Genomic DNA, 17,907 nt, shown 5'->3' on the forward strand with positions numbered 1-17,907 from the left:
ACGTCACAATGAGCCAGTAGCTCTTCTGGGTGCATTGTGATGGGTTGACACAGCCCCGCTGATCTCTCGTCCATCCATGATGTTTCTGACAACGATATTAATGACATCCTGAGCATTGAGTCCCTTCTCTGTTGTTACATCAACTGTTGCACCAGATGCCTGCTGATACACATTGATAATAGGGGGAAGGTTGTTTCCTTGTTGTGAGTTACCACCGCTATCTTTAGCTGTATTTGACTGGTGAAGTCGATCCATTCCAGTAGATGCTTTTGGAATTGTCGGTGAGCCATTCACATCCTTGTTACTAAATACTTTCCCGTTATCACCAGGGATCATAAATAGGCCATGCTGTGTCTGTAGAAACTCAGGAAGGTTACCCTCTCCAACCGGATAAACACCGCCAGCAGATACCGGCCCACCGTTTTTACGCCCGCCAAGAACACTAAGAGCCATCCCGCTGGCCTGAGCTGTTTGGTATGCCGTCAATCCAGTTCCTGATGCTGCCCCTGCCGTAGCAATAGACGCCGCAATAGCGGCTGGAGTCCATGCCGCCAAAGCTGCCGCACCGCCAGCCGTTGCCGCTGCTGCGTTTGCTGCCTGAGTTGCCACTCCGAGCGTTTGAGATAGGATGAAGTTTTTCAGCATCTCAACGCCCAACTGAACGACTGAGTTCACCGCACTATTCAGGATGGTATTACCCAGCGAACGCATAGCATCCTGCGCCGACATGGTGCCAGTCATCAACCCGGTAATGGCGTTCGATGCATTACCAGCCAGAGAATCGACCGCGCTTGTAAGCATGTCATAGCCTAATCCCATCTGGCTGAGTTCCTGCCACTGGGCATCCATTCGCTGCTGTCGGTATTGTGCCTCGATCGAAGCGCGAACAGCTTCAATTTCAGTAACTTTATCCTTATTAAATACCGCATATTCGACAAGCTGCTGACGCATGATTGCGTACTGATTATCGACGGCAAGAACTGGTGAGGACTGAGACTGCAATCCTGTAAAGTTCTGAGCGGCCTGTTTGCGCTTCTGCTCTTCTTCAGCTGCTGCCTTAACTGCTTTCTGAACTTTCCATATAGACTCAGCCTGCGCCTCTGCTGCGGCTTTCTGCTGCGCTGAAGCATTTGCACCAAGCGCCTGGACGGCGTCATATTTAGCAAGCTCAAGCGAGCCGTCGGCGTAACCGGTATTTAGTCGTTCTAACTGTGCTTGCTGCTGAGCGAGAGACTGCGCGGCAACATCTGCTGTTTTTGCCGACTTGTTGCTTTCGCTATTAGCCTCCTGTTGGGCCTTCGCTAAGTCGTAGTTTTCACCTGCAAGCAATTTGGCATTTTCTATTTGCTCATCGCTGCTATCGACTTTGGCCATTTCCATCTCGGCTCTTGTCACTGCCCTCAGTCGCTCATCTTTTATGCTTAAAAGCTTATTCTGCTCTTCGAGGCTGAGAATTATTTTATCACCTTCGCTACTGCGAGAATCTGCATTACCTATCGGCTCTGCGGCCTTCTTCTTCAGCGAGTCAATGACCTGTATTGTTGAAGCCATAGCAGCTATTGTTGCAGCGCTTGCGTTCGGGAATTTCTCTTTCAGATTTTGAGCCAAAATATCAAAAGCTACATCGGCCTCCCGCACCTTAATGCTTAATTCTCCTTGGATTCGCGATTGCTTCTCTTGAGTGCTTTTTAGTCTTTGGCTTGCGCTATCAAGATCCCCGGTTTTTTCTCTTAGATTTCGACTAGCCTCTGCCTGTCTCTTTGTAAAATCAATCCCTTGACCTATTGACTCAGCGTATTTAAAAGCCTCTGGCGTGAATTTTGCGTAAGCATCTCTGGCGCTGGAAAGCTCAGTTTTCAGACTGCTAATCGCTTCCTCTTGAGCGATTATTGATCCCTCTGTCTTGGCAAGCGTTGCGTCAAGTTGTGCGCGGGTCATTTCACCCAACTTTTCTATTACGCCATCAAGAGAGTCAGCAAACTTTATAGCTTCCTCCTTTGCTTTGTTTGCGCTGTCATACCAAAAATAAAGAGCTGCTGCGGCAATCATTACAGCCCCAACAGGACCACCGAGCATTGCCATAGCTCCACTCGCCATTTTTATACCAACTGACGCAGCCTTTGACGCTGCGCCAACAGCAGCGGTGGAAGCAGCAAGCGCGGCGTTCGCTTGCACCAGACTTAATTTAGCAGCTCTTTCTCTCTGATGCGCTGCCGACAGCTCAGCAGACATAATGATGCTCTGCCTTGCAGCTGCGTTATTGTTAATAGTGTTTTGCAGTCTAGCTCTATCTAACTGAGCGTTTCTTACTTCTGCAGCAGCTCGCCGCTGTGCCTGTGCGGCAGCAGCCTCTGATGCTTTGGCAGCGGCTAAATCGGCTTTTAACTGGTTTGTACTAGCCGCTATGTAAGCTAACTTTGCCGCCCCCGCCGACTTCATCGACCCTGCCATCCGAGCACCAAGTACAACAGCCATAGCAGTAAGTGCAGTCGTTCCAGCGTTGATAGTTGATGCCATTCCCTCTGAGTCTTGGCTGAACGAAAGGATAGAATCTGCTGCACTAATTATCCCACCAGTAAAAGCCTCGATCACACCAGTGCCGCTCTCTACTTCAACCAAAAGAGAAGTGATCGCTGTACTCATCCTAACCGTTGCGTCAACCAAGGTATTAGACATACCCGTAGCTGCGGACTCGTTAGCTTCAAGTGACTGTTTAAGCCCCTCAGTTAAATCTTTCGCGGTAAGTTTACCCGCCGCTCCCAGCGCACGAACCTGAGCCGATGTTTTCCCGCTTGCTGAGGCGATATCATCAATAACGGAAGGAATTGCAGAAGTGATAGTCTCCCACTGATCCGCGCCAACTTTCCCAGTGTTTATCGCTTTAGAGAACGCACTTATTGCAGAAGTTGCTTTGTCTGCACTGGTCGCGTTCTTAACAAATGCGTAAGACATCGAATCTTGAACGTCGACAGCCTGGTTGGTCGTATATCCCATACTGCGCAAGCTTGCCGCAGTAGTGATATATAGCTCTTGTGCTTCCGATAGGGCTCGGAACGTCCCGTTTGCAGTCTTGAGTAGCCGCTCCTGAACCTCATTAAATTCAGCCTGACTACTGGTTGCCATCCTGACTCGCTCGGCATACTCCTGATGTTTCTGAACCATCTCCGCCATTTGTTTTAGCGCAGATGCTGCAATTACTGCTTTTATAGTCGCTGCTAGTTTTCCCAAGCCAGTATTTAACGTATCAGCAGATTGCTCGGTGTCATCAAGTGAAGATGCAGCATTATTTGCAGCCTCAGGCAGTTCGTTAAGTTTTCTGTTTACTTCGTCAACACCATCAAGCAAGCGTTTTACTTCAAGCTCAATTTCAATATAAATACTGCCCAAGTCTTCTGACATCGGTTATCTCCAGGCATAAAAAAACCACCCTAAGGTGGCTGTTTGTCATGCGTTAAGCTTTTGATTGAAAATACTATAACTGTGATATTTTTCTCACCAAGGAATTGATGCAGCGATAAATGATATGACAGCAATAACCGCTATTACCACCACAACTAAGACTGAGCTAGATGAATTATTTTTATGCTCATCTTCATCCTTCTGGCCTCTCTCTTGCTTCGCAATCTCTTTGTTAAACTCTTCCTCTCTTAAGTCAGCCTCGTAATTGATCGCAGCCATCTGTTCTTGAAGGTGAATGCCAGAGAAAAGATCCCGATCAGTCAAGTCAGTTATTGAAGTAAGAATATTCACAAAGGCGTCATTAACATCAAGTTCGGCCTGATAAACATTACCCCCAGAACTTGTAACTCGTTCTATGTAGTTACGCTCCTGTCTAACCATTTCTCTAATGAGATTTCTATTAGGCGACTTGGTATCATCGCCATTAATTAAAAACATCTCATCTTGACTTATGTCATATGTAAAATTCACATCCCTTTCCCCATAAGTAACATCATATTTCAATGTTAGGTCAGGAGAGGCGCAAAGGAAAGCAAGAAACCCCGCGGGTGCGAGGTTGAACGTTAAGGGAAAAATCATCCAGCAGACTATTTATCTTTAACAATAGTGATCACATAGCCAATTGCTAAAAGCATAAAAATCGCCAGTATCAACGCTGACATCCAACTAGGCATCAGCAGAAAAAGACGCATTATTTCAACTATCGCTTCTACTTCCTTCATATCACCCTCGCAAAGTTACCCTTTGCTCTAGCGTCATATGAGGTAACGGTCGGGATCCTGACCAAATGTGTATGGCGGTTTTGCTACTACAATGAGACTAAATTTGCCAGGCGGCAGAGTTTCATCATGCTTATAATAGTCAGGATTCCGACCAAGATTATTTGCCGTGAGCCATAATGGAAAATATGACTGTACTGATCCAGCTTCAGGCTTCTCATCAGTAGGTTAACACGCTATTTTTATCACACCGTTAGAACTCAAACCAATGCATGGTAAGAACAGAAAATGAGTATAAAAGCAGAAGACCTTCGCGACGGCTGCCAGTGGTTATCTCGAGAATTAACACGACTTGAACAACTTAACCGTCCTTTATCTCTTGATGAATTTTTTGATACTTGCTCGGACGAAAAGTTTATTCATACTCTTTTCGAAAAATATGGGCACTTCATTATCGGGTTGCATTTGCTTGATTATAGAAGTGATCATTGCAACAAAGAGCTAATTGAGTACATGGAAAATGCTCTTTCCCGGCATGCTAACGTCATAACAAGTGGTACCTACGGGGTGGTAGATAACGCATACCTTCTAGCAATAAATGTCCTGTTTGCCATCTCTCGCGAAGCTGACGACTTCTAACAAAAAACTAATATCACCAGTGAACGAGAAAGATAAATGAGCACCGAAAAAATAGCGTTCCTATACCCATACCATGTGATTCCACCTTCAAACGAGAAGGTGCCTCTGCTTGTCCTGGATGCTGATGCGTTCCCGCTTAAAGTTAAGATCAGCTTTGAGCTGTTTTTCCTTGGGCTAATACCTGATGCCCACTACTTTATCTCACTAGAACTGACTGACTCAGATACTGGTGAAGTGATTAAGCTTTCCGAGCATCAAGGCATATGGATTAGAGCAACTGCAACATCAAACGGTGATAAGGCCGTAGCTGCATCGGCAGAGGTTGAATTTCCTGACTGTGAATTTATCAAACAAGGTTACTACCTAATTACCGCAACAATAAATAAAGATAAACAGCCAATCCATAAGGCCACAGCATACTTTGGAGTGAGCTACGCCTGATGAATAATGATACTATTGATGTAACGTTAAATAGGCGAAATAGAATTCGCGTTGTTGAAGATCATGAGCGAGCCAATGATTTTTCCGGCGGCGGTGGAGGCGATGACATGTTGCAAAGAATAAAAGACCTTGAAGTTAAAGTGTCAGCGCTAACAACTGACATTGCTGTTATTAAAGACAAAATAGCTACCAAAGAAGATATTCAAGCTGTTAAAACTGAAATTCATAAAGAACTTGGCTCTCAGACTTGGAAAATCGTCTTAGCTCTAGTGATTACCGTAACCTTGGCTGTTCTGTCAAAATACTTCATAAAATAGCCAACAAAAAGCCCACTTAGTGGGCTTAGAGAATTAACTATTAGGCTTATTTTTATTCATCAATGTCATTAAATAGGTAAAAAACATTGCAGCCAGCAAGTTAGATTGGTGATCTTGAACTGAGTCATCTAGTCGCTACCTCGATCTCTTTTACCAAATGCATAACCTAAAGCCAAAGTGAGTATTGGTGTAAAAATAGCCCAAACATCTTTAAGAGAACCAACAATGTCAATCTTATCAGGCTCGCCCTGAATAACATAATAGAGATACGCAAGCATCATGCCCGCGCTAAAGATACCTCCAAGATAAAAACAATATTTCAAGGTCGCCCAGATAAATGAATCCTTAGCATGTTCCCCGGTTCCAATCTGTGCGGCTATTGCACCAGGAGAAGATGTACCATCGGATGAATTATTTATAGATGGCAACACTTCAGGAGAGCGCTGGTTTTCAAGTCGCCCAATTGATGGTTGAATTTGCTCTTCCATCACTCATCCTCATAAAAAGAGTAATGAATTACAGCTATTAACGCACCGCCAAGAGATCTACCCACATCAGCTTTCCATGATAGATAGATTTTTTTACCATCTGGTTTTACACCGACCTCGAAAGGAACAAGCATTCCAGTGTAACCCCAAGTAGTAAATTGCGACTCGGTGAAAGTAATATTCTGCTTTAAAACAACCACTCCTTGCTCAAGGTTTGCAGAAAAATCCGTCATACCTGCAGGTAGGGAGCCAATGAAAACCTGAAAATCCAGATTTATTTTTAACTTATTGTAATTAAAATGAATAATAACTTCATTGGTGGAAGATAATTCAGCATTAAAGATACCTGATTCAACTAACGACTTCCCACCTGATGTCACAGATATTTGCATTTCTTATCCACTCTTCAATTATATATGCATAGATATATCAGCATAGAATATGCGCAGGGCATATTCCCAGTAAAGCTGAAACTCATAGGTAAAGTTGTCAAATGCTTACAATATCACAGTCATGTTTTTTCCGGTGATTCTTTGTCATCGGACGTGTTTTTACATTTCAATCGCTTACTCTATTAAGCATTTCCTGCCACTTGCGATCGTCTTCGTCCATAACCGAGTCGTATTCTTCACGGGTGAAACCTTTCTCTGGCGGGTACTTGGCGTTAATGAGCATTGCAAACTCAGTCATGGTTAAGCGTTCGGCTTCTTCGCGGCTCATACCGAAATGCGCCCTGGCTGAATTGATGTACTCGATGGCCAGAAACTCTGCCGTTGAGGTTTTACCCTCGTTGCGCTGTAGCTGCCGGGTCTTGGCTTTGCCGATAACTCCGTGGGTAATGAGGCTGCTGGCAACTAAAAGTATTTGCTCAAATGACATTGAGCCAGAGCGCCAGACTAGTGAGCCGCTGCGCCTTCTGCTCGGCACCATTTCCCCGGTTAACTCTGAGCAGTCATCATCACAGCATGCCTGGAGGGTGTTTGTTGCTGCACTGATTGCCTTTGCTGCGAACTCAGTTTTGTTTACATGCTCAATAAGCCATGCAGGAATAGAGCCATACGCTTCGTACGCGCGCGAAAGAAGTTGTGTTACTGCATCGTGGTTAATGTCGTAAAACGCTTGCACAATCTCTGCCGGGCTGCCGATTCTGGTCATTGCCGCAAATGACGGCCGGAACAGGTAATCGTGCTTTTTGGTGCTTATCAGGCATTCGCCTATTTCGGTTAATGGTGTCATGTGGCCTCCGTAATCAATATCGAGGGCTCACATGAACCCTCTGTATTGGTTACGACTTTCTGCGCTTGATACCGAAAGCAATCGTTCCGTCTGGATTGGATAACTCGACTTCGATAACGGCTTTTGTTATTTCACCAACCTGCGAGATAACATCAACCTTTAAAAGTCCATCAAGCACTTTGCCATCCATAGTTCTGATAGCTACAGAGCCTTCCATTAACTCAGCAACAAGCCCATTTTCCCGCTGACGCTTTATCGTGTTCATGATTACGCCGTTACGGTCATAACTGATGATCCGGTTTTCTGTCCATCATTCGAGGTAAAAGTAACAGTCACAGAGCCAGCCGCGACGCCGCGGAACAAGCCTGACTGGTTGATGGTGCCTTTGGTGATATCCGAGGTTGTCCAGACACCTGTTTTATCACTGGCATCCAGTGGCATGATGCTGGCGGTCATCTGCTGAGTACCATTCACTGCCACGCTCGCCGTTGCTGGGGTAACAGTGACACTTGCAACCGGAGTGTCGTCGTTCACTTCAAACAGAACGGTGTCAGAGTCAGCTACTTTCCACTCACCAGAGAACGTGGATACTTCATTACCGAAATCGCCATTCCAGGATGTAGTGACAAAGTAACCTTCGATGTAGGTACCAGAATCCGCACCGACGAAATCAAAGCGCACCCAGATAGTCGGCTGACGTCCGGCCTGTATCTCGTCCAGAATGTACTTAGCCATTCGGATAGCACCGATTTCTGACGCTTTATCTTTTCGGCGATACTCACCATCACCGGAGATGGTCAGGTCCATATTCGATACCAGGTTCTCAATCAGCCCTTTGGTATCGTCTGTTTCTGATGTGATTGAGTTAAGCGAGTAATCAAAACTCTTCGTGGTTAAAGCGCCCAAGCGCTTATAGTCAGTCAGCAACGGACGAGTATCAGCACAGCCAAAGGCCATGCGTAGTACCGCCACTTTGCCAATCAGTTTGCCCGTGTCGTTTGCACAACCTTGCATGTGTATACCTCTTAAATGAAAAAACCACCCGAAGGTGGTCTGATTGATGATTTGTAGGCTATTCGCCGTAGGTGCAGCAGAGCATTAGTCGCATAACCAACCTGCCCTCAGTTGTCATTACCGGTTGAGGAATGCCGCCGAGAAGCCTGACAGCACCGATACATGAGTCAGCGCCATCCTGACCACTCACCCACTCGACGATTTGATTTGTTGCAGTTTCTACTGTCGATTGTTTTTTTTCAGCACCGATAATATCTATCTGGACGTATGAATCTCCAGCCCGATCATGCTGGATATCTGAGCCGCCGCTAGGACGAAACACAATGAATCCTTCGTTAGCTTTCCCTGTGTCTTTCCACATGAGTGGCTGATCAGTGAGACCGCGAGTAAGGCCTATAGATTTGAAGGTGCTTCTTACACGCTCATACATTGGAGGCGTCATAAGCCAAGCTCCCGTTTAACTTCAGCCACCATCCGATCATGAACATCAGCAAAACCTTTAGTCAGGAACTCTTTCTGAGCCGTTGGCCTGGTGAATTTCGGCCTGATAGCTGGATTGTGAACATACATGGCATAGTCAGCAGAGTAACCAACGCGCCCGGTAATACGTCCATCCTTAGTGAAAACATCACGGTATTGTGAATTGATGAGGGTTGATGTTTTGATTGGGGTGTAAATTGCAGCCTGTCCAGCGCCGATGTTTAAAGCTGCATGTATTGCCCTCGGAGCCTTCCGGTTAATCATATTCTCAGCGTAGGCTCTAAGGTTTGCCTGAACGGTTCTATCACCTCTGATTTTGACACCCATATCAGACTCCTGTAATTATGGCGAAGTCATCTGCCTGACGGTAGAACGTATCGGCATAGCGGATAACCTGCATGATCTCATCAGCACCCGCCTCTGTTGGGTCTGCAATATCAGATTTCCCAATAAGAATGTAGTCTCCCTTCTTTGCTTCTGAAAACTCAGACCAGAAAGTGTTTTTGACCACAATCTCTGTACCGAGACTGCCTATCTTTGCCGAAATACCCCCTTGATAGTCGCACATAATGATTTCGGGACCTGACCATGACGCATCGCCATTCTCAGCAAGTCCAAGATATCTCCAAATTGTGCACTTAGCGGTATAAGACCACCTCGCTAATTTGCTCAATGTCTCCACCTTACAACCTGCGCTCCGGTTGCTCTGATGCGTTCACAGTTAATGAACCATTCACCATTAGTTTTGACATGCGCCGTAGTCTTGCGACCGGAATCTGTTTCCACCCATACCCTGACAAAAGGCTCTGGCTTTCTTTCAGAGGCATCAATCAACATAATCACCCCCTTACGACTTTGAACTGAAGCACTCCGCCACCGCTATCAATGGGCAGTGACGATGTGCAACCTGACGTATCAAGCATTTTCATGGACGAATAGAGAGATGCCTTGCCATCATCGAAATACTTAAATGACTGAGAGGCACCTGACGGTGAGGACTGAGAGGAAACCTTCCTGACATCGGACGAGGCAAGCATAAGCACGACCGCATAAACCTTTATCAGTAGCTGGTCGCAGTCGTCGTAGCCTGCCCCATCCAGACAGGCGTCAATCTTATTAACCTTGCACAGGTAGGCATCAATAATGAAACTAGCCGCCTCATAGCCCAGCGCAAATAACTGCTCTTCCACCTGCGCCGCTGTTATCTGCACTGCCATGATTACGCCCCTTTCTTACCGAAGGTTGTCAGAACGCCAGCGGTGTCCTTAATACTGGTAGCGATTTGCTTCCAGTTTGCGGCGGCAGCAATTTGTACGTTGGTCGGTGACTTGATGCTGTCTTTCGACCACTGATAACCACGAATTCCCAGGGTGAAGTCGTACTCACCTTGCATCAAGGCTTTGATGTTCTCCTGCCCGAGGACATCCTGAGCTTTCATGATGAGCGGAGTAGTGCTGACAGCAGCAGCGCCGACAGTCAGGCCGAGCACATGCTGAAGATCAGCGTCTGCCAGTGCCGGGATGTCAGACACAACAAAGCGACGACCCATGCCATCTTGCATGATCGATACATTGCCAATCTGGAACAGGCGATTTGCGTTGCTCAGCGTCTCATCGATGAAGTCATTGAACGTTGCGCCATCCATCAGCCAGGCAACCAGGCGCGAATAAGCGTCACCGAACGGGCGAGCGCCTTTGTTCAAGCCACGCAGTGACGGTGCCACACCAGCAGTGCTTGACTGGTCAGTGACAGCATCGGCATTGGTTGAGATAGCCGCCTTGAGTGCTGAACCTGTGGTGTTCAGATAATCCTGAATCATTGCTTCTGCAGCCTGGACTGAAACAACCACCGAGGCCTCATTCACGTCTTTGCCCAAGCGTTTCATCATGGTTGGGGTAACAGAGATAGGCCCGATACGACCGTCAATCTTCACCATGCGATCAAGCAACTGCCCCATTTCCTGAGGTGTAAGCACGCCAGAGCCATAAGCATTACGGCGCTGAGCCAGACCACCGAGCAGTTGCCATGATGTTTGCTCGACGTAATCACCGATGTGGTCGCCACCACCGAGAACCAAAGCGCCGCCAGATGCTGCGTTAAATTCCTGTACTGCCTGAGCTACCAGCTCGGTTGCCGCTGTAGAAACTTGCTGCTGAAAAATATGAAGGGTCATTTATTACTCCTGAGTCTTTGCGATAATGTCACGCGCCCGTGCATATAACGGGTTTGTGTCAGTTTTAGGTTTGAATCCATCGCCTCCGGCACCAGGATTTTTATCTTCAGCACCTCCGGTGCCACTTGCTTTTGAACCGATGATTACCGGTGCAAATAATTTGTTGGAACGAAACTCTTTCGATAAATCTTCGAGGCTTGATGCTGAAGGCTTGCCGGACAGGTCAAGCACTCGAGTCTTACCCTCTTCCACAGCCAAGCGTGATTTGATGTGTGGGAAAATTAACTCTGCGTTGTCGCCTGCCAGCTCTGCTGCCAGACGTTGAGCTTCGTTATCAACCAGAAGCGTGTGAAGCCGTCCGTCGCGCTCCTGAACCTGAGCCAGTAACTCAGCCTCACGCGTAGACAGTTTCTCGCCCCAGCTTTTCTCCAGCGCCTCGATATCGCCGTTTTTACGGGCCTGCTCTTCTGCTGCCTTTTTTGCTGTTTCTTCTGCTGCCCGGCGCTTTTCCTGCTCTGATTTCTTCTCGCCTAACAGTTCTTCGACCTTCTTGCTCAGGCCGCTAATATCAGGCAACCCCTCAATAGCTAGCTGATAACCTTCACCAGATTCTGCATACATTGCCTTTTGAGCATCATCCAGCGCGTCGAATTCTTCTTTCGTTAATTTGAACTTAAACATCTATAACCTCTGGTCAGATGAATGCAGTCGCTGACTGCAGGTAATAAAAAACCCGCTCGATGGCGGGTCATATGATTGACGGATTGATTTAACTCAGCCCTGCTCTCTCGAAGGCGTCAGGCGCTGCCTTCTTCATGTCTTCGAGGGTCATCGGCTTAAAGTTTTTGTGAAGCTGCAGCTTTGCAAACTGCTCAGGTGTTAAGCCGCCATCACGGAATAGCTTTCCGCGAGTGGGCCCGAGGATAATGTCTTGCCGCTTTGCTGTTTGACGTTCAAGCCATTGGTAATAGGTTTCCTCGCCATAGACTGAATCACCAGGCGCATCCTGTTTCATCATTGACCGGAATCGCTTATTGATAACTGGAAGCATCCTGGAGCGACAACGGATATGCAGTGGAGGCCGTGGTCCCTTACCTACTGGGTAAGTCGTTCCATCTAGAGACCGACAAGTCACTGTAGTTTTGTTATCTAGTATCGCTGCAAACTCTTCCTCGTCTACGATATCCGGGTTTTCCATGTAGAACTCAACCGCAGACATGCTGTGCGCGTGTTGTAGTGCTGTTCTGGATATAGCGTCATAGTCGAGTACGATTTTGTTCACCACAGCATAAGCGCCAGCTTCAGCAGCCCCGCCAATGATAGTCTGCTGCAAATCACTGACCGTTCCGTTATCAGCAAACACTCTGACAACCTCGTTAGTAATCTGAGTGGATGCCATAACGCCCCATGCCTCGATAAACTCAGGCAGGTACAACGGACCATTCCAGTTTTTAAGTGACATAGGGCTGTTACGCATAGCCTTACGCAGAGCATCCTCTCCGGCTTTTTTCACTACCTCTTCACCGAACACCTGGATGAAACTCATATATTCAAGCTCAGCCATTTGCAGAGATGTTTTATCAGCGGCATCAATCAGCAGTTGAACATGCTTACTCAGGACGGGCTTTAACTCACGTTTAAGCGCCTTTGCTATCAGTTCGGCGCGACTCTTTGATGATATTGGCCCTGAGAAATCAGCAAGTGCCAGAGCAACAGCACGACGTATCTCTATCGCTATTTCCCGACTCTCTGCCGACTGTCCGGCCTTTAGTCGCTCAAGCATCGACTGAACCATCACCGCATTATCGAAAACAGAGTCATTCATCAGTGATTACTCCGGCTGTCGATTCTGCTGTACGCTCGCTATGGCTGAGAATAAATCGCCACCCATCTGGCTTTCCAGCTCATCAAGCACGTCATCAGGATTATCCGAAGCGGGTACAAGTCCCATACGCTGCTGGTAGCGAATGAAGTCGATTTTGCGCATATTGTTGCTTTGCACTGCAGACATCAGCGCTGTTATTGCTTGCGAGTCGAGATTAGCTATTTCATATCGTTTGTTGAGTTCGACGCTTCCCTCACCACTTCCAGAGAATGCGATGGCGAACTTTAACGCCCGGTTTATTGCCTGCTCAACGTTGCCAGCACAGAGAGAGAGGATTGAATTGTCCGTCTGCGCCTCATCCCCGGCTTGTGTTGCAGTCCTGGCTGATGTGTTTCGCTCTACCAGTTTCGCACCCAGCATCGCCAATTGAGCCTCTCGCCTTTCAGCGACAGTGACAATCAGGTTTCTGTCCTCTGGTTGAGCGAACTTCAAGTCAGCACCAACGGGAAGAGACAGGCCATTGCGGGACCCGACAATAAATCCATCAGGAAGGAAATCTTTAGCCCACTGTTGCGTTAATCCGGTAATAGCCACCATGGGCTGCCCTACCGTATGAGCCGCTTCCGCTATATCTGCTTCTGCCTGATAGTGCTTGATGTTTACGTAGGCGATATCAGCCAGCGGAGGAGCATCTGGCGTATGGTCATTGTTAGATGACCCTATCCATGACCAGGGTAATTCATTGAGTGGCTTACCGACAGAATCACGAAGCTCTCTTAGCTCTCCGGCCTGAATCCCATCACCGCCTGCGTCAGTCCAGAGCCTGGAATGCGCTTTACCATCAATCAGCCGTAGCTCTATCCAATATTTGTTTAATGTAATTTCAAAGTTATTAGGATCATCCCTTGGCTCGACATAATGGACGACAACAAGGGAGGTTTTACCCTTCGTCACCCTCCAGTTTATGATTTGCTTTGCTGTGAACATCCGGAGCACCGACCGACCTTTACTGGCCTCTGTCTGGACTCCTGTTGATGTGTAGTCAGTCAGAACCCCGGCCCGGCCTCGCTGCAATACTTGGCTAAGCGCGTCACGGACAAGCTGTGCGAGCGGCTGCCCTTCTCCGTCTGCGTCTGTTGACAGAGCGTCGATGCCGCCAGTCAGCTCTATCTTTGGTGGCTTATTAAAAGCAATGCCAATCAGACCAAACAGAGTTCGCCCGGTGGCGTTAATGAATGCAGCCCGGTTCAGATAGTCTTTATAGCGTTTGCCGTCCGAGTCATCCTTATCAGGCCTGCTGCTTGGATCTGGAAGGTATTTTATTTTCTTCTGTTTTACTTTCCGCTCACCATCAACGCAGTCACCAATCATCTCCCATTCAGGCAGGAACTCGTTGTATGCCGGGTGGCGGTAGTCAATGTTTTGGTCAGTCATATGATTACCATGTGAAAGGGATGTCTGCGACAGGTCGAACGATTGGGTAATCCATCGTTATAAAATAACCCGCAGCGTCATTAGTGTGGTCGTTGCCAGCTTTCTTATCCGGCTCTCCGCTGGCATTCCATATCTGCTGTTCCAGATTCTCCGCATAAGTCGGGCATCGCTGAACGTTCACCAGGTAACGGCGGTCGCCGCTGGCATTGCAGAACATGGCATTCATGGAGTTAACACGGTCTTTTACTGGCGGGTTTGAATCGTTAACGATGACGTAGAAACCGGCCTCGCTCAGCTGTGATATGTCGGTGCTGCTGGCATTCACTGACTTGCGGGAGTCGCCTGAGGCATCCGGATAGATGTAAATCTCTCTGGTTTTCTCGAACTCGTTATCGCCAACTTCTTTCCAGAACTGGCGCTTAATGCGTTTAACCATGTCAGGTGTATCGTAGCCGTCGATAATTTCAGAGACGGCCCGAGGTAGACCTTCACGTTTGACGTGAACAATCCCAGACATCTTGCCAACGTTGAAGTCCATACCGATAAACAGTGTTTCGCCGGGTTGTTCCTCGTCATTGCAGTTGTTCAGCTTGCGGTCAAACGTGTGATACACCGTCCCGCTGGTCAGGTTAACGAACTCACCCTCCAGATAGGCGTTGATTAATTGCTCTGGATAGCTGTCCCTTAACGCCTGGACATAATCATCAGGAAGAAACGGGTTAGTTGCCGTTGCGGCTTGAACCATCTCATATCCGGGCTTGGCTGATTTCTTCCACGTTTTGTAAACGAAGCGGAACCCTTCTGGAGTCGTGTAAACGCCGACCCGGTTAAATGGGGTTATCAGCCCTTTAGGTCGTTGGCGATTACGCGCAATGATTTTATTCCACACAGCCTGGGCGTGAGCCTCTTTCAGCGTGTCGATTTCGTCAACGTGCGCCCTGTAGGACTCATAACCGACAATACGGCTTGGGTTGTCCAGGGTGCGCATTACAAAATCGCCAATGCCCGGCGAAGACGTGTAAATGATGTTCTCTGATTTGTTGTATTTAAACCGGATGCCGAAATCCGTTAGCTTCTCATCCATTCGAGGCGCAAGGATTAACCGGATCAGATCATAGGTTGGCTCATACAGCGCAATTAGAGCGTTACTGGATGAGCGGGCATCACGAAAAGCGCTGTTTGCTAGCGTCTCCGTCTTGCCAGTGCCGAACCCACCTACAAACGCCGGATATTTGCATTTGAGGTTAAAGAACCTCGCCTGAGGCTCCGTCATCGTCACGCGTATCTTTCTGCCCGACAATAGTCACCTCCATTTCCGTTATCGGCTCGTCATCATTATGCAGGGCCAGCTCAGCGCGGAGTCGTTCGTTCTCCATTCGACGTCGCTCGATTTCAAGCCGTTTGAGCTCTCTGTCTTCCGGGCTACTTCCCAGCCCGATGTATCTGGCCACGCTTTCAAACATCTTCTCGCGACTTATGGTGGATATCTCTATGCCACCTTTGGTTACTTTGGTGCCGGAATAGGCCAGCCTGGCTATTGGTGATAACTCTCTGGTGTCGTGCATATGAACGCGCCCGATCCCTTCCCCGCCACAATTCGGGCATTCAGGGTTAGGCTCTCGCGTTTTCTGGTAATCTGTACCGCCTGAGCAGTCAGGAACCGGCTTATCTCGCATCTCTGCTTTTTCGCAAGCTTCTTCGTACTCATCTTCAGTCCAGTGGTACTTATGGCCGACACTCCAGCACCGACGACAACAGCCGCGCCGATATTCTGATATCTCGTTAGCGTCGAAAGTGGCGAGCTGCCACATTTGGGAGAGGATTTCGTCTGCGGTTGCGATTGTTCGAGCAATGGAAGCTTTCTGTTGCTGCGCTATAGCCTGCGCAACGTTAGGATTCGTTAGGAGCTGACGCCCGTAGTTTGGGTCTTTATATCCAGCCCGTTCAGCTGCTGCAGTAGCGTTGTTATCCTTGAGATATTCAGCAATGAAGCGCTTCACCATCGGACTTAACTTACTATCAATCAGCTCTTCTGCGCTCTTTTTAATCTGCGCATTGCGCACTTTCTTCTGCGCAGTTTCTTGCGCAATTTGCACAGTAGGTTTTTTGACATATCGACGGGCTGTTGCGTAGTTGATGCCTTGCGAGTCACACCAGTCTTTCGGGGAGATATTTGTTTTGGCATGGTCGGCGAGGAACTGCTTTTGTATGGCTCCCCAATCCGGTCTTGCCATTGTTAATCCTTATTATCTTGCGCCTGCAGATATGGCAGGAATGCATACACTATCCGTTGAACCAGATAGCAGAACGTTTCGTTGATTTGATCATTTGGTGTAGGAACTCCGACAAGCTGACAGATATCGAATGCGATGTGACATGCTTCATGCGCTAGTATCTGCGGCTCATGTAGAAAGACACCCATCATCATAATCGGCGTTTTGCCGTCTCTATGATGTGTATATGCAAATCCATTCATTCCGCTAAGATCAAAATCTCTTCCCATCCTGCGCAGATATTTAACTGCATCATCCCTATCTAAAAACAATATGACATCTGAGCAATTGAATAACGGGACTGAGAATGTCGGGTGCTTGCTCATTGTCATTTCCCTTAAGTTGATAAACTCTGAAAAGGCCACCTAACGACGACCTTTGCGGAGCTTTCTACTTTTCATCTTCGCCGTTCAGCACAGCCAGGGACTCGACTGATTCCTGTACTGCTTTGGTTGTACGAGCTACGACGCCGTTTTCAGTGTGAACTCGGTTGTATTGCTGAATGAGTAATCGCATCTTGAATACGTCATCACCAGTAAACGCTTTAGCCTCTTTTACTGCAGCGGTGTCGTATTGAAGTGTTTGCAGCAAATCTAACTGAGCTGTTTGCAGTGCTGTAATTTCTGACATAATTCCTCGTTGTTGTTGGTTAGTCGCAGCGTTCGCTACGCCTCGCGGGGTTGCGTCGTTACTTCGGCTTACCCTGCCGCTGGGAGATATGGATCACCATCCTTACGGGGTTCCGGTATCGTTAAAAAGCCCCGCTTATTGCGAGGCCATTAAATGCACATTAATTTTATGATGCGCGTTATATATTCAACATTTTCTGTGAGGGTAATCCTGATTTATCACTTAATATCAGAGCCTCAAAATTTCAAAATGATATTGGTGTGACTTTTTGCCCTCATAGCTCCTCTGGTGGTGAGGGCATTTTTTGAATATATTTACCTATCAACCCATCAGCGATAGATGCTGGCGCCACTCAATGATGAGCGGCACTTTTCACAAGGAAGGAGCCAAAATGTGGGTCATTTATGAAATTTCTTTTTTAAATACAGCCGATAATCCAAACGTATTCAAACCAATACTTCACCTTACTAATAAAAGTGGGGAGAAGAAGCACATTCAATTGGGCGTCAGCAATAAGGATATACGCGGCCTCACAATCCAACAGTTAGAAGATGTTGCTAATGGGCTTGTTGATATCAATGGTGTCATTACCACGCATGCATGAAAATAATTCACACATAATTAGTTGGGATTAATCTTAACTGTGTATTAGTCTCTGATGGCTCAATTTAGTTTTTGAAACTATGTTTCAACCCCCTCAGCCGACTCTGATTTTCCCGGGCTGAGGGTTCTTTTTATTAGTGTTAACACCCATTTTCAAACAGATGCGTACTTTAATC

At 47.4% G+C, this 17,907-nt stretch carries 24 protein-coding genes; 4 read left to right on the forward strand and 20 right to left on the reverse strand.

The window, feature by feature from the left end; all coding sequences use genetic code 11:
* Window positions 1-3: 3 nt before the first annotated feature.
* The 3 genes from M2387_RS02720 to M2387_RS02730 all read right to left on the reverse strand — a co-directional run bounded on the left by M2387_RS02720 (window position 4) and on the right by M2387_RS02730 (window position 4,181).
* Complete coding sequence (locus M2387_RS02720) at window positions 4-3,399, reverse strand: tape measure protein (RefSeq protein ID WP_259046995.1); 3,396 nt, start codon at window positions 3,397-3,399, stop codon at window positions 4-6.
* Between the two features lie 93 nt (window positions 3,400-3,492).
* Complete coding sequence (locus M2387_RS02725) at window positions 3,493-3,930, reverse strand: hypothetical protein (protein ID WP_259046996.1); 438 nt, start codon at window positions 3,928-3,930, stop codon at window positions 3,493-3,495.
* A 116-nt stretch (window positions 3,931-4,046) separates the two neighbouring features.
* Window positions 4,047-4,181 carry a hypothetical protein gene (locus tag M2387_RS02730; protein ID WP_259046997.1) on the reverse strand — a complete coding sequence of 45 codons (135 nt, stop codon included), beginning with the start codon at window positions 4,179-4,181 and terminating at the stop codon, window positions 4,047-4,049.
* Between the two features lie 285 nt (window positions 4,182-4,466).
* Here M2387_RS02730 and M2387_RS02735 point away from each other — a divergent pair, with 285 nt between their 5' ends.
* Genes M2387_RS02735 through M2387_RS02745 form a run of 3 tightly spaced genes read left to right on the forward strand, consistent with a single transcriptional unit; the run spans window position 4,467 to window position 5,575 of the window.
* Complete coding sequence (locus M2387_RS02735; protein ID WP_259046998.1) at window positions 4,467-4,817, forward strand: hypothetical protein; 351 nt, start codon at window positions 4,467-4,469, stop codon at window positions 4,815-4,817.
* 36 nt (window positions 4,818-4,853) lie between these two features.
* Complete coding sequence (locus tag M2387_RS02740) at window positions 4,854-5,258, forward strand: hypothetical protein (protein WP_259046999.1); 405 nt, start codon at window positions 4,854-4,856, stop codon at window positions 5,256-5,258.
* Window positions 5,258-5,575 carry a hypothetical protein gene (locus M2387_RS02745; RefSeq protein ID WP_259047000.1) on the forward strand — a complete coding sequence of 106 codons (318 nt, stop codon included), beginning with the start codon at window positions 5,258-5,260 and terminating at the stop codon, window positions 5,573-5,575. Before M2387_RS02740 ends, M2387_RS02745 begins: the two co-directional genes overlap by 1 nt.
* A 128-nt stretch (window positions 5,576-5,703) precedes the next feature.
* Here M2387_RS02745 and M2387_RS02750 read toward each other — a convergent pair whose 3' ends face one another.
* From M2387_RS02750 to M2387_RS02830, 17 genes are all read right to left on the reverse strand, one after another.
* Window positions 5,704-6,063: a hypothetical protein gene (locus M2387_RS02750; RefSeq protein ID WP_259047001.1), complete on the reverse strand. Its 360-nt coding sequence runs from the start codon at window positions 6,061-6,063 to the stop codon at window positions 5,704-5,706.
* Window positions 6,063-6,455: a hypothetical protein gene (locus M2387_RS02755; protein WP_259047002.1), complete on the reverse strand. Its 393-nt coding sequence runs from the start codon at window positions 6,453-6,455 to the stop codon at window positions 6,063-6,065. The genes M2387_RS02750 and M2387_RS02755 overlap by 1 nt, the downstream gene beginning before the upstream one ends.
* Before the next feature lie 166 nt (window positions 6,456-6,621).
* The gene (locus M2387_RS02760) at window positions 6,622-7,299 is read right to left on the reverse strand and encodes a DUF6246 family protein (RefSeq protein ID WP_259047003.1); all 678 of its coding nucleotides are present in this window, start codon (window positions 7,297-7,299) and stop codon (window positions 6,622-6,624) included.
* 49 nt (window positions 7,300-7,348) lie between these two features.
* A complete protein-coding gene (locus M2387_RS02765) occupies window positions 7,349-7,564 on the reverse strand; it encodes a hypothetical protein (RefSeq protein ID WP_259047004.1) in 216 nt (71 codons plus the stop codon).
* Between the two features lie 2 nt (window positions 7,565-7,566).
* Window positions 7,567-8,313 carry an Ig-like domain-containing protein gene (locus tag M2387_RS02770; RefSeq protein ID WP_259047005.1) on the reverse strand — a complete coding sequence of 249 codons (747 nt, stop codon included), beginning with the start codon at window positions 8,311-8,313 and terminating at the stop codon, window positions 7,567-7,569.
* 58 nt (window positions 8,314-8,371) lie between these two features.
* Window positions 8,372-8,755, reverse strand: coding sequence for a phage tail termination protein (locus tag M2387_RS02775; protein ID WP_462442469.1), 384 nt, complete (start codon window positions 8,753-8,755; stop codon window positions 8,372-8,374).
* Window positions 8,752-9,120: an HK97 gp10 family phage protein gene (locus M2387_RS02780; RefSeq protein ID WP_259047008.1), complete on the reverse strand. Its 369-nt coding sequence runs from the start codon at window positions 9,118-9,120 to the stop codon at window positions 8,752-8,754. Before M2387_RS02780 ends, M2387_RS02775 begins: the two co-directional genes overlap by 4 nt.
* Window position 9,121: 1 nt before the next feature.
* On the reverse strand, window positions 9,122-9,466 hold the full coding sequence (locus tag M2387_RS02785) for a hypothetical protein (protein WP_259047009.1): 345 nt from the start codon (window positions 9,464-9,466) through the stop codon (window positions 9,122-9,124).
* Window positions 9,467-9,632: 166 nt separating this feature from the next.
* Window positions 9,633-10,010 carry a DUF7370 family protein gene (locus M2387_RS02790; protein ID WP_259047011.1) on the reverse strand — a complete coding sequence of 126 codons (378 nt, stop codon included), beginning with the start codon at window positions 10,008-10,010 and terminating at the stop codon, window positions 9,633-9,635.
* Window positions 10,011-10,012: 2 nt separating this feature from the next.
* Entirely contained in the window at window positions 10,013-10,966 is a 954-nt protein-coding gene (locus M2387_RS02795; RefSeq protein WP_259047012.1) for a major capsid protein, read from the reverse strand.
* 3 nt (window positions 10,967-10,969) lie between these two features.
* On the reverse strand, window positions 10,970-11,647 hold the full coding sequence (locus tag M2387_RS02800; RefSeq protein WP_259047013.1) for a hypothetical protein: 678 nt from the start codon (window positions 11,645-11,647) through the stop codon (window positions 10,970-10,972).
* A gap of 88 nt (window positions 11,648-11,735) precedes the next feature.
* Window positions 11,736-12,791: a structural protein gene (locus M2387_RS02805; RefSeq protein ID WP_259047014.1), complete on the reverse strand. Its 1,056-nt coding sequence runs from the start codon at window positions 12,789-12,791 to the stop codon at window positions 11,736-11,738.
* A 6-nt stretch (window positions 12,792-12,797) separates the two neighbouring features.
* On the reverse strand, window positions 12,798-14,225 hold the full coding sequence (locus tag M2387_RS02810; RefSeq protein WP_259047015.1) for a DUF4055 domain-containing protein: 1,428 nt from the start codon (window positions 14,223-14,225) through the stop codon (window positions 12,798-12,800).
* A gap of 4 nt (window positions 14,226-14,229) precedes the next feature.
* A complete protein-coding gene (locus tag M2387_RS02815) occupies window positions 14,230-15,498 on the reverse strand; it encodes a terminase large subunit (RefSeq protein ID WP_259048264.1) in 1,269 nt (422 codons plus the stop codon).
* On the reverse strand, window positions 15,470-16,459 hold the full coding sequence (locus tag M2387_RS02820; RefSeq protein ID WP_259047016.1) for a terminase small subunit: 990 nt from the start codon (window positions 16,457-16,459) through the stop codon (window positions 15,470-15,472). The genes M2387_RS02815 and M2387_RS02820 overlap by 29 nt, the downstream gene beginning before the upstream one ends.
* A 2-nt stretch (window positions 16,460-16,461) precedes the next feature.
* Window positions 16,462-16,824 carry a hypothetical protein gene (locus M2387_RS02825; RefSeq protein WP_259047017.1) on the reverse strand — a complete coding sequence of 121 codons (363 nt, stop codon included), beginning with the start codon at window positions 16,822-16,824 and terminating at the stop codon, window positions 16,462-16,464.
* 64 nt (window positions 16,825-16,888) lie between these two features.
* Window positions 16,889-17,128, reverse strand: a complete 240-nt coding sequence (locus M2387_RS02830) for a DUF2560 family protein (RefSeq protein ID WP_259047018.1) — start codon at window positions 17,126-17,128, stop codon at window positions 16,889-16,891.
* Window positions 17,129-17,483: 355 nt separating this feature from the next.
* Between M2387_RS02830 and M2387_RS02835 the strand changes: the two genes are divergently transcribed.
* The gene (locus tag M2387_RS02835; RefSeq protein ID WP_259047020.1) at window positions 17,484-17,732 is read left to right on the forward strand and encodes a hypothetical protein; all 249 of its coding nucleotides are present in this window, start codon (window positions 17,484-17,486) and stop codon (window positions 17,730-17,732) included.
* The last annotated feature ends 175 nt before the right edge of the window (window positions 17,733-17,907 follow it).

It is taken from the genome of Klebsiella sp. BIGb0407 (genome assembly GCF_024807845.1).
Taxonomy (GTDB): Bacteria; Pseudomonadota; Gammaproteobacteria; order Enterobacterales; family Enterobacteriaceae; genus JGM124.